The sequence below is a fragment of the Candidatus Paceibacterota bacterium genome, assembly GCA_041663045.1.
Taxonomy (GTDB): Bacteria; Patescibacteriota; Minisyncoccia; order Phycocordibacterales; family GWA1-40-21; genus Bog-1340.
In genome coordinates this window covers 23,670-37,731 of record JBAZRH010000001.1, presented here as the reverse complement: position 1 = coordinate 37,731, position 14,062 = coordinate 23,670, and the positions used below count along the sequence as shown (strand labels likewise).

The 14,062-nt window shown below is 39.3% G+C and carries 12 protein-coding genes; all 12 read right to left on the bottom strand.

Annotated elements, in window-relative coordinates; genetic code table 11:
* Nucleotide 1: 1 nt before the first annotated feature.
* The 12 genes from WC631_00200 to WC631_00145 all read right to left on the bottom strand — a co-directional run bounded on the left by WC631_00200 (nt 2) and on the right by WC631_00145 (nt 14,028).
* On the bottom strand, nt 2–721 hold the full coding sequence (locus tag WC631_00200) for a hypothetical protein (GenBank protein MFA6226895.1): 720 nt from the start codon (nt 719–721) through the stop codon (nt 2–4).
* Nucleotide 722: 1 nt separating this feature from the next.
* Complete coding sequence (locus WC631_00195) at nt 723–1,235, bottom strand: RpiB/LacA/LacB family sugar-phosphate isomerase (GenBank protein MFA6226894.1); 513 nt, start codon at nt 1,233–1,235, stop codon at nt 723–725.
* A 15-nt stretch (nt 1,236–1,250) separates the two neighbouring features.
* Nucleotides 1,251–2,669: an Asp-tRNA(Asn)/Glu-tRNA(Gln) amidotransferase subunit GatB gene (gene gatB / locus WC631_00190; protein ID MFA6226893.1), complete on the bottom strand. Its 1,419-nt coding sequence runs from the start codon at nt 2,667–2,669 to the stop codon at nt 1,251–1,253.
* 9 nt (nt 2,670–2,678) lie between these two features.
* Complete coding sequence (locus WC631_00185) at nt 2,679–3,191, bottom strand: histidine phosphatase family protein (protein MFA6226892.1); 513 nt, start codon at nt 3,189–3,191, stop codon at nt 2,679–2,681.
* A gap of 162 nt (nt 3,192–3,353) precedes the next feature.
* Entirely contained in the window at nt 3,354–4,328 is a 975-nt protein-coding gene (gene obgE / locus WC631_00180) for a GTPase ObgE (GenBank protein ID MFA6226891.1), read from the bottom strand.
* A gap of 121 nt (nt 4,329–4,449) precedes the next feature.
* Nucleotides 4,450–4,830, bottom strand: a complete 381-nt coding sequence (locus tag WC631_00175) for a hypothetical protein (GenBank protein MFA6226890.1) — start codon at nt 4,828–4,830, stop codon at nt 4,450–4,452.
* 145 nt (nt 4,831–4,975) lie between these two features.
* Nucleotides 4,976–5,875: an MYG1 family protein gene (locus WC631_00170; GenBank protein MFA6226889.1), complete on the bottom strand. Its 900-nt coding sequence runs from the start codon at nt 5,873–5,875 to the stop codon at nt 4,976–4,978.
* Complete coding sequence (locus WC631_00165; GenBank protein MFA6226888.1) at nt 5,875–6,288, bottom strand: hypothetical protein; 414 nt, start codon at nt 6,286–6,288, stop codon at nt 5,875–5,877. Before WC631_00165 ends, WC631_00170 begins: the two co-directional genes overlap by 1 nt.
* Before the next feature lie 42 nt (nt 6,289–6,330).
* Nucleotides 6,331–8,802 carry a preprotein translocase subunit SecA gene (gene secA, locus WC631_00160; GenBank protein MFA6226887.1) on the bottom strand — a complete coding sequence of 824 codons (2,472 nt, stop codon included), beginning with the start codon at nt 8,800–8,802 and terminating at the stop codon, nt 6,331–6,333.
* Nucleotides 8,803–8,893: 91 nt separating this feature from the next.
* On the bottom strand, nt 8,894–10,342 hold the full coding sequence (locus WC631_00155; protein ID MFA6226886.1) for a hypothetical protein: 1,449 nt from the start codon (nt 10,340–10,342) through the stop codon (nt 8,894–8,896).
* 81 nt (nt 10,343–10,423) lie between these two features.
* Nucleotides 10,424–11,434 carry a UDP-N-acetylmuramate dehydrogenase gene (gene murB, locus WC631_00150; protein ID MFA6226885.1) on the bottom strand — a complete coding sequence of 337 codons (1,011 nt, stop codon included), beginning with the start codon at nt 11,432–11,434 and terminating at the stop codon, nt 10,424–10,426.
* Between the two features lie 458 nt (nt 11,435–11,892).
* Complete coding sequence (locus WC631_00145) at nt 11,893–14,028, bottom strand: O-antigen ligase family protein (protein ID MFA6226884.1); 2,136 nt, start codon at nt 14,026–14,028, stop codon at nt 11,893–11,895.
* Nucleotides 14,029–14,062 lie beyond the last annotated feature (34 nt).

The window sequence follows — 14,062 nt, the reverse complement described above, 5'->3', positions numbered from 1 at the left end:
TTTATAATTTCCTTAATTCCTCTATCGCTTCTTTTATATCTCCACTCCCATAAATCGCCGAGCCGGAGACGAGCCTGTTTACACCGGCCTCTACGAGGTCATGAGCATTTTCCATTGTAACACCTCCATCTACGCTAATAATAGTGTCAGGGTAGGACTGCCTCAAGGTGCGTATTTTACCAAAGACTCTCTCATCAAAAAGTTGACCCTGATATCCGATCTCTCTAATACCCATAAACTGTACAAAATCTATAAGAGATCTACCTTCGGTATTTGGATCAAGATATTCAAAAATCTTTTCATTTGAGGTGTTTGAATTTAGAGCAATACCTATTTCAATGGTAAGTAGTGATTCTCCATACCAACCATACTTTACACGCAAATCTTTTATCAGATCTTTGATATGTGGTGCAGATTCAATATGTAAGACGATTCTTTTCGCTCCAGCGCGAATCCAGTCTTCAACGACATTTTCTGGATGAGCCACCATAAGATCTACCTCAAAATCAAGAGAATCCCAAAATGGAAAGCCCGCCTCCTCTTCGGTAATATTTCTAAAATCTCCATCGTGATCATTTGTATACGGCCAACATTTTGACGGAACAAATTTGCCATCACAAACATCTATCTGTACCATTTTAGTGAGACCATTTACAAGAGACATCTTATCCTGAAGATCTTCAAAAGATTCCGGTATTATTGCTGGTATTACATCTACCATTTTAATATTCCAAACTATTTCTTATCATCTTAGTGATAGTCTCTATTTTTTTTATTCTTCGAATATGCCTTTCTTTATTTGAAAAATTCATCTTGAGCCAAAGAGTAACTGCCTTTTTAGCGGCCGATAAGCGTATCATCCTCGCACCCAGAGAAAGAACATTTGAATCGTTGTGTCCACGACCAAGCTCAATCGCTGCCATTGCATCTTTCAAAATTCCACCTCTACCATAGAAAACTATTGCCCGAACATTTGGAAATCTGTTTGCTACAATTGCCTCACCCTGCCCAGAACCGCCGAGAATTATTCCGCGTATATGTTCTGGATTAAGAGAAACGGCTTTAGCCACAGGAGCGATAAAATCGGGATAATCATCTAGGTCATCATATCTGAAGGCTCCACAATCAACCACCTTGTATCCGAGTTTTTCTATAAAAGGTTTTAATTTTTCTTTCATCACAAAACCGGCATGATCTGTACCAATATAGACTTTCTTTATTATAGGTTCTGCCATAGCGGTATTATACTACTATTTTAAAGCAGATAAAAGAACCTTTTTTATAATTTGTGGATTTGCCGAACCCTTTGTGGCTTTTATGGTTTGCCCGATGAAGAATTGCAAAGATGCTTCCTTTCCGGCTTTATAATCTGCTACAACTTTGGGATTTTCCGTAATAAGCTTTTCGATAATTGCTTTTATAGGGCCTTCGTCGTTTGACTGTAGCATTCCCTCTTTTTTAGCGATTTCTTCTGGATTTCCGCCATCTTTTACTATTTTAAGAAGCAAATCCTTTGCGCTCCTTGAAGACAATGCACCTTCAGAAACCATCTGAATAATTTTTGCAAGACTTTTATCGTCCGGGTATTTCAAACTTTCATCTTTTGCAAGAAGCCCGACAAGGTCGGATGAAATATAATTTGAAGCAAGTTTAACCAAATCTTTATTTTCTCCAAAATCCTTTATGACTTTCTCAAAAAATTCTCCGAGTGCAAAGTTGTTTACATAAGCTTCCGCATCCTGTTCTTTTATTCCAAAGACTTTCAGATATCTTTCTCTCCTCTGCCACGGAAGCTCCGGCAATTCTCCTTTCATCTTTTTCAAATCAAAGACTTCAGAAACCATGAGTTTTGGTAAATCTGGATCTGGGAAATAACGATAGTCGTGCGAATCTTCTTTTATTCTCTGTGAATATGTTTGCTGTTTTGCATCATCCCAACCGCGTGTTTCCTGCACTATTTTTTCACCTCTTTCTAGTGCTGAAATATGCCTTTCCGTCTCATAAGCGATAGCCCTCTCCACTGCACGGAATGAGTTGAGATTTTTCACCTCCACTTTTGTACCGAGCTTGTCCTCGCAATCACTGACAGAAATATTCGCTTCCACTCTCATCTCACCTTTTTCCATATTTGCATCGCCGGCACCTAGATATTGTAAAAGCAATTGAAGCTCTTTGGCAAAATCCGATGCTTCTTTGCCAGAGTGAATCACCGGCTCTGTCACAAGCTCCATAAGTGGCACTCCTCCACGATTGAAATCTACAAGAGAAAAATCACCTTGGTCGTGCGAAGACTTCGCAGTATCTTCTTCCAAATGAATTCTTGTGAGTCGTACACCTTTTAAATAGCCACCGATAACAAGCGGATATTTGTATTGGCTTATCTGATAGCCCTTCGGAATATCGGGATAGAAATAATTTTTCCTGTCCCATTCGGTAAAGTCGGCGATTTCTGAACCACAAGCAAGCCCTACCTGTAAGACTTTCCTTATCGCTTCTTTATTCAAAACCGGCAAAGTACCAGGGTGTCCCATACACACCGGACAAACATTTACATTTGGTTTTTCTTCATCGGGGTCGTTTTTACACTGACAAAACATCTTTGTCTTTGTCTTGAGTTCGGCGTGAATTTCAAGCCCAACTGTTGTTCTATATTCGCATTTCTTTTCCATACTTAAGTATTATATATTAAAAGTATAAAACGATACATTCTTAATGTCACCTAAAGGTGAACCCTTTGCAAGATAATTTATCATACGGATAATACCGCCGTGAGTTACAATTAAGACTTTTCTGTCAGCATAGTTGTCTTTTATATCTTTCAGAAATCTACTAACTCTATCCTTGACTTCTAAAAAAGATTCCCCTTTCGGTTTAAAATCGTAGTCCATCAGTCTGTATTTCTCTTTTAATGCAGTGTCCCAGACAGTGCCGTTATTGATACCTGCGTCTACTTCGATTATTTCTTTGTAGAGAGTAATCGGAATATTAAACTTTTTGTTTATAGTCTCTGCTGTCTGTTTTGCACGAATCATCGAGGAAGAGCAGATATGATTTATATCGTCTGGTAAATTTAGAGAAACTTTTCGAGCTTGAACAAACCCCTCATCTGTAAGCGGTTCATCAATTCTTCCATTAAATTTATTTTCTTTATTGAGCTTTGTCTGTCCGTGTCTTATCACATATATTTCCATATCTATAATATATCACAAAAGCGGTTTTGTGTTAGGGGTGGCACCTTATGCTTTTTGAAAATCATTGCACAGGCTGGCGAGCCGAGCATAGCAAAAAGCCAGCAGGATTTTATGCGCGGTTTTCAAAAAGTATAAGGTACCAGGACCCCGTGCAAAACCGCCCTATTTCTCTGCCCTAAGAATCTTAATCAATTTATCCCCCAACTCTTTTATAGAATCATTATCGTAAACGGTAACGGTCAAAATATTTTTATTTAATTTTTCTATTTTCTTTTTTGCTGCAGAAAGCTTTTTGGCATCTACCAAATCAGTCTTTGTCAAAATCACAATCTCTTTCTTCTCCGCAAGCTCCTCACTATAATCTTTGAGCTCCTTTCTTATAACTTTATAATTCTTCACCAGAACTTCATCTTCAAGCGAAAGGCAGTGAAGCAAAATCTTTGTCCTTTTTATATGTCTAAGAAATTTATGACCCAAACCCCTACCCTCTGAAGCACCCTCTATAAGCCCAGGAATATCGGCAAGCACAAAACCACGCATTGCGCCAAGTGCCGGTTCAAGTGTTGTAAATTGATACGCTCCGACTTTGGAATGTGCATTTGTAAGCTCATTGAGTAAGCTTGATTTCCCTGCATTTGGAAGGCCGATAAAGCCAGCGTCTGCAACAAGCTCTACTTCTATTTCAAAATCCGCTTCTTCTCCCCTTTTGCCATCCGTCTGCTGTTCTGGAGAAACATTTGTGGAAGATTTGAAATATTCATTGCCAAGCCCGCCCTTTCCACCATTCAAAATTTTTATAATCTGCTCATCAGTATCAAGATTAAATTTCTCTCTTGTTTCCAAGTTTGTAATTACAGAGCCAATCGGTAAGTTTATAGTAAGATCATCGCCATCTCTGCCGTGCATACTATCTCTTTGCCCAGAAGCACCGTTTTGCGCCAAAAATTCTTTTGAGTTTTTATATCTTGCAAGTATGCCAATATCACGGACAGCTCTAATATAGATATCTCCGCCCTTTCCACCATTGCCACCGGAAGCACCAGCAAATTCGCGACCCTTTTCATGTCGCCAACGCACCACGCCATCTCCCCCATGACCTGCTTTAATATGAAGTTTTAATTCGTCTACAAATGCCATACGCTTAAATTATTTAATGACTTTAACATAAAAAGGGAGAAAAATACAGAAAAATATATTAAAACACGCCCTGACCGTACGAAAATGGTCAGGGCGTTTGTACATGATTTCTCGTGTACGTTTATTGAGAGAGTAGCCATGAGGGCAATTCATGAATTTCTGGGACAATTCCTTGCTCCAGTTTTTCATGGACGTTTTTCAGAGCCACTTTCTCCCTCGTGGTGAGAGGGCGGAGTCGGTGTTTAAACACCCACACCGCAGACGAATTACGGTCCTTGAGTTGCCATCCGCGCACAGACGGATGAATCGTTCCACCGTTGCTTTCAGCATCGAGGACGACGACGTGCAAAGTCTGACCAGTATCGTGGGAGGCTATCCCAAAATCATTAATCCGACCAGACGCCATCACAAACGCCAAGCGCCCCCGAAATTTTTCTGGATCGATATCCATTATAAACTTCGGCAACACTTCCACTTCACTCTCTTGCACTGCTGTAGCCATGCTATCTCCTTGTTATTTGGCCACTACTTACGAAAGAACAAATCCCGCCCTTTCTACACAGAAAGAAACGGAAGCGTCCATAATACCACCACAAAAAAGAGTGTCAAGGCAAAAAGTGGACTATTCGTAATACCGAAAATCGCCCCTATTTTTCCAAAGCCAACTGTGCCATTTTGATAGCACCTTCTTTGCTTTGTGCTCCAGCAAAAATTCCGCCATTTCTACAAAATACTATATCTTCCACACCAGTGATCTCTACCAGCTCTTCTCTCTTTTTGCCCCACCAGTTTTGAGGAAAGTTTTTCCTAACTCCGTGATCATAAGAATTTTTCTCGATATCCAGTGTCCCCACTCTCCAATATGGACCATCCTTTTCCGGTCTTATAACAAAAAGGGGTTCAGGATACTCCATCAATATACTTTTCGGCATATATGGGTTTTCCAATATTATTATCCTTTTATCCGAGGAATTTAAGTAAGCTTTTTCTACTATACATCTCGCCTCTTCTTCGTCTTTCTGTAATTTTATCTCCCTTTCTAAGACCTCCTTTGCAAAATCAACAGCTTTCATAAAGGCCTCATCTAGAGAGATTTTGTCTTTCCATGTCGGCGTAAGATCATAAATAAAATTGATAAGGGGGAATGGTTTTACACCTTTTATTTTGAAATCATATAAATCAACTTTCTCATCTTCAGCATCTATAAGCTGTATCAATCTCTCATCTAAGATTTTTGCTATTCTTTCGCTCCCGCAGACTTGCACACCGTATTTTTTCCATAGAAGGCCGATGGAAGAATATTTTATGCCGTTTGGTCTGGCTCCCGGGCCACCTTCTTGGTGGTGATCAAATCTATTTGTATCAGGATTGTGCTCAAAACCAATATCTATAACAAAATCTGCTTTTGAATACACTTCAGGATCTCTCGATCTTATAACTTTTATTCTCCCCTTGTAAATCATCGAAAGGACCGCGACAGAAAAGACATCGTCAGGGTGAAAATTACCACTATGAGTAGCTATTGTTACTTTTTTATTCCAAAACATTATTTTTTGAGTAAATCTTTTATTTCGGAAATCTCTCTATAAAGACCTTCAACTTTTTTATTGAGTTGTTGTATTTCACTTTCCTCGCCCTTTATCTCTGATTCTGTTTTCTCTTCGACTTTCTTCTCGTGCTTTATACCGGAAAGAATAATCCTATCTCCGATAGTAAGGGAAACAAAAAGCCCGGTCATAAGGAGAATGATAGATGTCCAGACAATAGTGTGTGGCTCATAGAAAAGCCAACCCAAAATACCTCCCTTTTCCATAAGAATATCTCCAGTGTGCCAAACCCCGCGCCAGAAAAGCACAAGAGACATACCACCGATAAAGCCATAAATAATAGACCTGTGGCTGAGTCTACCTCTCACCCTGTCTTCTAACCTATCAAAAAATCTAACTACTATTCTTATCATAAAATTTAATCTTCGCTTTTAATATAATGATTATACCCTTTTTTATTTATCTTTTCCATGACAATGTTTATATTTCTTCCCACTTCCACAAGGACATGGATCATTTCTTCCGACTTTATCTCCGGAACGAACTGGCGCAGCTATACTATCTGTCTTACCTTCCGCACCCGCGACCTTCATATGCTTTTGAGTTTCTTTCAGTTTTTCTTCTTCAGCTTGGAATGCTCCTGCTCCGACATGTGGTAGAAGTTTCAATACTTGCTCATTTATAGCTATTTGCATTTCTTTGAAAAGTCGCAAGCCGTCTTTCTTATATTCTACGAGAGGATCTCTCTGACCATAAGCGCGAAGATTCACGCTTCCACGCAAATAGTCCATCATTTCCAAATGATCCACCCAAAACATATCTATGGCCTGAAGCATTATCACTCTCATCACTCTGTAGAATTCCGCTTCGCCGAATTGTTTTATCTTTTCATTGATAATCTTCTCTGATTCTTCATCAGTTGCAATCTCTGCCAGCTTTTCTTTCACAGCATCAATACCTCCCACAAGAATTTTCCTTCTTCTTTCATAGACAGTCTTTCTCTGGAAATTCAAAACATCGTCATATTCCAAGACATGCTTTCTAGAATCAAAGTTAAAACCTTCGATTTTTTCTTGTGCATTTTCAAGCGATTTTGTGATGAGATAATTCTCAATCGGTTCGTCTTCGGGTATTCCAAATCTTCCCATCATTTTCTTCACGGTATCCGAAGCAAAAATTCTCATCAAAGAATCCTCCATCGATACGAAAAATTGGGTTGTACCGGGATCGCCCTGCCTTCCAGATCTCCCTCGAAGTTGATTATCTATTCTCCTCGCTTCATGTCTTTCCGTACCTATTACGTAAAGCCCACCGAGAGATTTTACTTTCTCATAAGTAGATTGATCAAACGGCACACCACCGAGCTTTATGTCCACACCTCTTCCTGCCATATTAGTAGCGACAGTTACCGCACCGAGTTTTCCTGCTTGTGCCACTATTTCACCTTCCTTTTCGTGATTTTTGGCATTCAATACATTGTGTGGAACCCCTTCTTTCTTCAAATATTCCGAAAGGACTTCATTTTTTTCTATTGAAACAGTTCCGATAAGCACTGGCTGACCAAGTCTATTCAGCTCTTTTACTTTTCTTGCAAGAGCCTTAAATTTTCCATTCTCTGTTTGAAAGATAAAGTCATTCAAATCTTTTCTATCAACTAATTTATTTGTCGGTACGGGAATAGTATCCATGTGATATACCTTGAAAAATTCTTCGGAAGAAGTGATGGCGGTGCCTGTCATACCGGAAAGTTTCTTATACATTCTGAAATAATTTTGGAATGTAATAGACGCAAATGTACGCGATTCTTTCTGTACTTTTACATTTTCTTTTGCTTCAATCGCCTGATGCAAACCTTCTGACCATCTTCTACCTGGTTGAAGTCTTCCTGTGAATTCATCCACTATTACTACCTCCTCTTCCCGAATGACATAGTCTTTATTTAATTCAAAGAGTGCCTTAGCTCTCACGGCAGTTTCAAGGTGATGCACATATTTTATACCTCCGTCTGTATAAATATTATCTACATTGAGTGCTTTCTCTGCTTTGTTAATACCCGCATCTGTAAGTTGTATTGCCTTATGTTTTTCTTCTACAGTAAAATCCACGTCTTTTACAAAATCACGAACAATTCTCGCAAACAGACCATAAAAGTCCCCCGATTCCGCTGTTGGTGCGGAAATAATAAGAGGGGTTCTCGCCTCATCTATTAAAATAGAGTCTACCTCGTCTACAATCGCAAAATTGTAATCTCTTTGCCTTAAATCCGCCAAATTATATTCAATATTGTCTCGTAAATAATCAAAACCAAATTCATTGTTCGTACCATAAGTAATATCCGCATTGTATGATTCTTTTCTCGTGCAAGGTCTCAAGAATTCGTGCATAACTTTGAATGCGCCGAGCTCATCTCTTTTTTCATCAAGCTCTTTGTGAGCCGGATCATAAAGATACGATGCCTCGTGATTTATAACACCGACAGAAAGTCCGAGTGCATTGTAAATCTGTCCCATCCAAACAGCATCTCTTCTTGAAAGATAGTCGTTTACAGTCACAACATGCACGCCTTTTCCCGAAAGTGCATTCAGATAAACTGGTAAAGTCGCCACGAGAGTTTTACCTTCTCCTGTCTTCATTTCGGCTATATTTCCTCTATGTAAGATAATTCCTCCGACAAGCTGAACATCAAAATGTCTTTGTTTGAGAGTTCTTACCGCCGCTTCTCGTACGCAGGCAAAAGCTTCCGGCAAAATATCATCGAGCGTCTCGCCTTTCTCAATTCTTGATCTGAATTCTAAAGTCTTGGCTTTCAGAGCCTCATCCGAAAGAGCTTTCAGTGATAGCTCAAAAGAACCGATTTTCTCAACAATCGGCTGAAGTGTCTTTATATATCGTGTATGTCTGTCACCAAAAATCTTTGATAGAAACATGAATGCATAATAGCATAATTTAGAAAAAAAACTAAGAAAAAGGGCTCCGCGGGCGACACATGTCGCTCTGCGGAGCCCTGAACCGACAACCTTACCCCTTCGGATACGGCTTGCAAACACGAGCCTTGAGTGCCCAGAAGCTTGCTTTCAACTTCACAACACCCTTATTCGAGAACGGCGTTGATGTAGAATTCCCCACTGGCGAGGTTTTACCTACCAATAGATTATTCTTCAACCACAACGCATACTGCTTATGCCTGTTCATGGAAACAATAGCTTCAGCTTCCTTCCGCTTTTGTCCTGCTTCTGCGCGGGCTTTCTGCCTTTCAGCTCGCCGACGAGACCAATACCCTTTCATCCTTTCGGATAATTTTGGATAGATCTTGCTCTCTTTGCCGAGAAGTGCTGGGACCAAACGGGCAAAGAAAACCATCAACAGTATCCACCCAACAAGCAGAGAACTCCAAAAGACACTGATCTTCAACAGATTTGTAATCCCGATCTTATCGCTACTACCCCAAAATGCCCACACGATAAGACCAAAGACGGCCAAATGCCATGGGGCAAAAGGCATCTTTACAAGGACCACTTCACTTTCGTCTTTTGGATTTTCCTTCACACTCCAGACACGGTATCGTTCAAGTAAATCCATATACCTCTTGCATCTAGGTCTGTCATGGTCGCACTCCTCCAGAAATAAAATCCTGAAGTCATCCTTACCAAATTTTATGCCAAGGATTCTGCTATTGAAGTTCCAGAGTTCTCCGAGTCCACTCAAAAGACATGGGCGCCAGCCAAAAAAGAAAGCACTAAACCTTACCAAGGTGAGAAGACTTGTGATGAAAAGCCCAATCAGTATGCGTGTCGGTACATGGAATACGAGTTTGGGTATAAGACGCTTAAACCAATAACCCCTATATTCGCATTCATCATCTGGATCACCACCACGTTCACGAGGAACAGAATAATTCCAAAAAGCTTTACCGATAGCCGATGTCGGCTTCTTGGCAAAAAACACTTCTGGAATATCTATCTCCATATTAAGGCAACAAATCACTGTTGCCGGGAGATTTTCTTGAACTCGCCGAATTGCGATTTCGCCATTCTTCTCATCCACAAACAGCGGGTTACCATAATTTCCGCCGTCCGAGCATGACAAGACTTTCAAAGAGAAGTCTTCTTTTTGGCAATCTTCCACCCTCAAGGCCACAAATAAAATCTTGTGTTTTCCAGGACGGTTGAATTGCCAGAAGCCCATCGTGTCAGCGATCTTAAAGACCTTTCTCGGTGAATATGAATCCCATGCATAACCATCGGACTTGATGTTTAAGATGGCATAGGGCTTAAGATCCATTGCCAAAATATGCGTCGGCACTTTTTCGGCAGTTTCTTTGCCGAAAAGCCACTGAACCTTCAGTGTGGCACCGTCGATTTCTGGCTTGCCTTCATTGAAGATAATTTTCATACATCGAACGTTCTCAACTGCATTATTCGTTTGCATTATTTTCTCCTTGTCTAAGAACAGTGTGGCTTTTGCCACGGTTTTTATGAGCTCTTTTTGACCTCACTTCTGTATATCTTTATACACGAAAATAAATATCTGTCAATAGAACAATTTACTTTAGATTTTCTCCACCTCTGCTTCTATATCAATACCGAGTTTTGCTTTTACCATCTTTTTTGCAAGATTTTCAAGAGCAATAATATCGATGCTCTTTGCTCCATCAAAATTCACAAGAATCAGAGCCTGTTTTTCATAAAATCCGGCGTTGCCTTGTCGAAAACCTTTGAGACCGCAGATTTTATCGAGCACATATCCAAGTGGAATTTTTGCAAAGCCTTCTCCTGATGGAAATTTGGGTAATTCCGGATATTTTTTTGCAATTTCTAAATATTTTTCTTCAGTAATTACTGGATTTTTGAAATACGAGCCGGCTGTGCCGTATTTTTCCAAATCTGGAAGTTTTTCTTTGCGGATTTTGATTATAGCTTCGCCAATCATTTTGGGTGTAAGTTTTTTCTCTCCTTCAAAAACCTTTTTTAAATCCGGATATTCTATTTTCGGCATAAACTTTCTTCCTAGATTGAAATAGACTTTTGTAATTATCAAATTCTTGTTTTTCTTAAAAATACTATCGCGATAGTTAAAATTGCATTCTCTATTTTTCAATAAAAAGCTCTCTCCGTTATTTGCATCTAAACCCTCCACACAAGCTATAATATCTTTTGCTTCCACACCGTAGGCACCAATATTCTGCACCGCCGAAGCTCCGACAGAACTTGGTATTCCCGAAAGATTTTCTACGCCCGAAAGATTTTCATTTATAGAGTATTTTACAAAGTCGGCCCAGTCCTCCCCTGCACCGGCGGAAATAACCACTTCATCGGAATTCTCCGATTCAATATTCAAACTTTTAATATTATTTTTTATAATAAATCCATCAAAACCTAAATCTGATATCAAAAGATTGGAACCATTGCCTAGAATAAAAAAACGTAGATTTTCTTTTTCTGCAAAAGCCAAAGCTTCTTTAAGCTCAGCTTCATTTGAAACTTCACAAAAAAACCGCGCGTCTCCGCCGATCTTGAAAGTAGAATATTTTGAAAGATTTACAAACTTTTTAATTTCCATGGGGAAAAAGATTGCTCCGACTCAAGACCGGCGGGGGCTAACTCCAAAACTAATGTCTTATATGAGTGCAACCGCCGGTCGTGACTGGGAACAATCCTCTGTTATTATATCAAACTCACACCTTTCATTCCAGCTTGATTTCGTTCGTGGGTGAGCGAGGGCGTGCCTTTATGAGGGGGTTTTGAGCGCGACTGGCGCGAAAACTTCAGGATTTTTTAAGCTTCAAAAAATCCGTACCCTCATAAAGGCACGCCCGAGCGAGCTTTTTGGGACAACGTAAAACCCCACAAAGTGGGGTCATACGCAGACATTCGTTCGAGCCAGCGCCATCGCTGATGCTAGCACTCACAGTGGGAAGTATAGCATATTATAAGAAATAAAGCAAATTTAAAAGGAAAAGCGGAACTACGGCTAGAAATAGCCACCGTTCCGCTTTTTAAAAATCTTTCTCCTATACTTTATTCCTTGATCTCCCCTTTCCAAATGCCATCTATCACACCCCTTCCCTGTGCTTCAAAATTGGGGGATATCTTAATCGCCTTCTCTACTTCCGCCACAGCACTCCATTTATCTCCTTTTCTTAGGTAATCCGAGGCATTTATAAGATATGCCCTGACTATCCTCTCATCTGTTGTGGTTGTAGCACCCAACAAATCTTTTGCCGCCTTTTCATCCCCATTTATTATAAGAGCAAAAATATAACCTATTTTCACATCAACATATTCTGGCATCAGATCATAAGCCCTCTTTGCTACTTCTAGCGCTTGCTTTTTATCTCCAACGTAAGCCAATGTCTTGGATAAATCAGATAACATGGTTAGCTTTGTGGGTGAAAGTTCAACTGCTTTTTGAAAATATTGTAAAGATTCTTGATACTGTCCTAGATTCGCCAAAAACTGTCCTGCAAAGAATTGATACCTTGCATCGTTTGGAGTTTCGGCCACTTGTTTTTGTATTTCATTGTATGCTAATTCAACAAAATCTTGCTTAATCTTCTGATCCACGTTTATGGAGACAATTCTCGGAACGACACTTAGGAGTTGCTCTCTGATCTCAGGTGTACCGACTGATTCGGAGGACAAGATTTTCTTAAAAAGATCTAGATTTACAGAAAGCCCTCCTTCTAAAGGTTGTAATGCTCGTATCAAATTTAAGTTTGCAGAAATCGGTTTATAATTTAGATACCAAAATGAAACACCGAGGATGACCACCAACAAAGGAGCAACAATATAGTTTATTAATTCCTGATTAATATGGTAGTTTTTTCCATTATCTTTCTCTGTATCATTTTCTGTATCACTTGAATGTAAATACGCTAGTACTACAAAAAACAAGATATAACTAATTAAATTATCAAAGACGAAAAGATTTTGAAAAAAATACCCAGCCAAGACTCCGACCAGAAGTGCTGCGTCTGTAATACCAAGCCTTTCTCTCCTCTTCCAAATCAACCAAAGTGCTGCGACAAAAATGCTGAGATAAGAGATAAGACCAAGTATTCCACCAGCCACGAGTATGTCAATCGGCATATTATGAGCCCTATCAAACCATTGTTCTTGGGCATACATTCTAGGATCATAATATTTGTTAAAAACATAATTAAACCCGTCTTGTCCCCAACCTAAAATGGGCTTTTCTTTTACACCCTGGAATGCCATTGGCCAGACATATTGTCTTGCTTGTCCTTGCCCGTTTACATTTTGCCAAGAAATCGCTGCAAGCCTACTTAGTGTTGCATTATTTTTAACAAATTCAGTATTCTTAATAGCAAAGAATCCAACAATAATGACGACAATGGCAACAACCCCTCCGATTGCAACTTTCCTCATTATTTTGTCTTTTTTCTCAAAGATCGCAATCATCAAAGCCGAAACAAAGAGTCCCCCAAGGAGACCGAGTATTACACCCCTAGTGCTTGTTCTCCAGATACCGAAAACACAGAGAAATGCAATTATAAGATATACATATGTCAGCCAGGATTTAAAAATCTCTAACCATGGTCTTAAACTATTTGTCTTTAAAATGATTACGTCTTTATAAAGCAGAATCAGTGCAAAGAAAAAATTGAAGAGAAATAAAATAGCAACATAGATTGGATTGCCGAGAGTTACGGAGACTCTAGTTGCTCCAGTTGAAAGCCATTCTTTTGTAACAAACAAAATCATAACAACACTCATAGCCAAAGACGATCTGAAGAACCACAACCAAAGCTTTTCTGTTTTCATTACAGAACCAAAGACTAATAGATACATAAGTAAATGTATCAAAGTAATCCATCCGTCCATTCTCTCAAAGTTGCTCCAGAAAGCTTTTACCGGCGCGACGGCAAGAATATCTGCTAGAAACATTATCGCTGTAAAGATTATTGTCGTCCTCAAAACTATTGAACATTTCGGTCTGTATTTCACGTCAATAAAGGCAAGATATACCCAGAGAGCGAAAATTATTTCAATGATTATTCTGAAAGCAAAGTTTTTTCCAACGATATAAGGAAAAAACATTGTATTCGCCACATAAAATGGTATCAAAAGCACAGCCCAGAGGCCCGTGAAAATCGCATACTTAACAATATTATTTATATTCGTATTTGTCATCCCAGTTATAAAATTTAAAGCTATTAATTATTTT

Bases quoted from the DNA above. Each gene is read 5' to 3' on its own strand.
- WC631_00145 (MFA6226884.1), bottom strand. From the start codon at position 14,028: ATGACAAATACGAATATAAATAATATTGTTAAGTATGCGATTTTCACG.
- WC631_00200 (MFA6226895.1), bottom strand. From the start codon at position 721: ATGGTAGATGTAATACCAGCAATAATACCGGAATCTTTTGAAGATCTT.
- obgE (MFA6226891.1), bottom strand. From the start codon at position 4,328: ATGGCATTTGTAGACGAATTAAAACTTCATATTAAAGCAGGTCATGGG.
- murB (MFA6226885.1), bottom strand. From the start codon at position 11,434: ATGGAAATTAAAAAGTTTGTAAATCTTTCAAAATATTCTACTTTCAAG.
- WC631_00185 (MFA6226892.1), bottom strand. From the start codon at position 3,191: ATGGAAATATATGTGATAAGACACGGACAGACAAAGCTCAATAAAGAA.
- WC631_00175 (MFA6226890.1), bottom strand. From the start codon at position 4,830: ATGGCTACAGCAGTGCAAGAGAGTGAAGTGGAAGTGTTGCCGAAGTTT.
- WC631_00165 (MFA6226888.1), bottom strand. From the start codon at position 6,288: ATGATAAGAATAGTAGTTAGATTTTTTGATAGGTTAGAAGACAGGGTG.
- gatB (MFA6226893.1), bottom strand. From the start codon at position 2,669: ATGGAAAAGAAATGCGAATATAGAACAACAGTTGGGCTTGAAATTCAC.
- WC631_00170 (MFA6226889.1), bottom strand. From the start codon at position 5,875: ATGTTTTGGAATAAAAAAGTAACAATAGCTACTCATAGTGGTAATTTT.
- WC631_00195 (MFA6226894.1), bottom strand. From the start codon at position 1,235: ATGGCAGAACCTATAATAAAGAAAGTCTATATTGGTACAGATCATGCC.
- secA (MFA6226887.1), bottom strand. From the start codon at position 8,802: ATGTTTCTATCAAAGATTTTTGGTGACAGACATACACGATATATAAAG.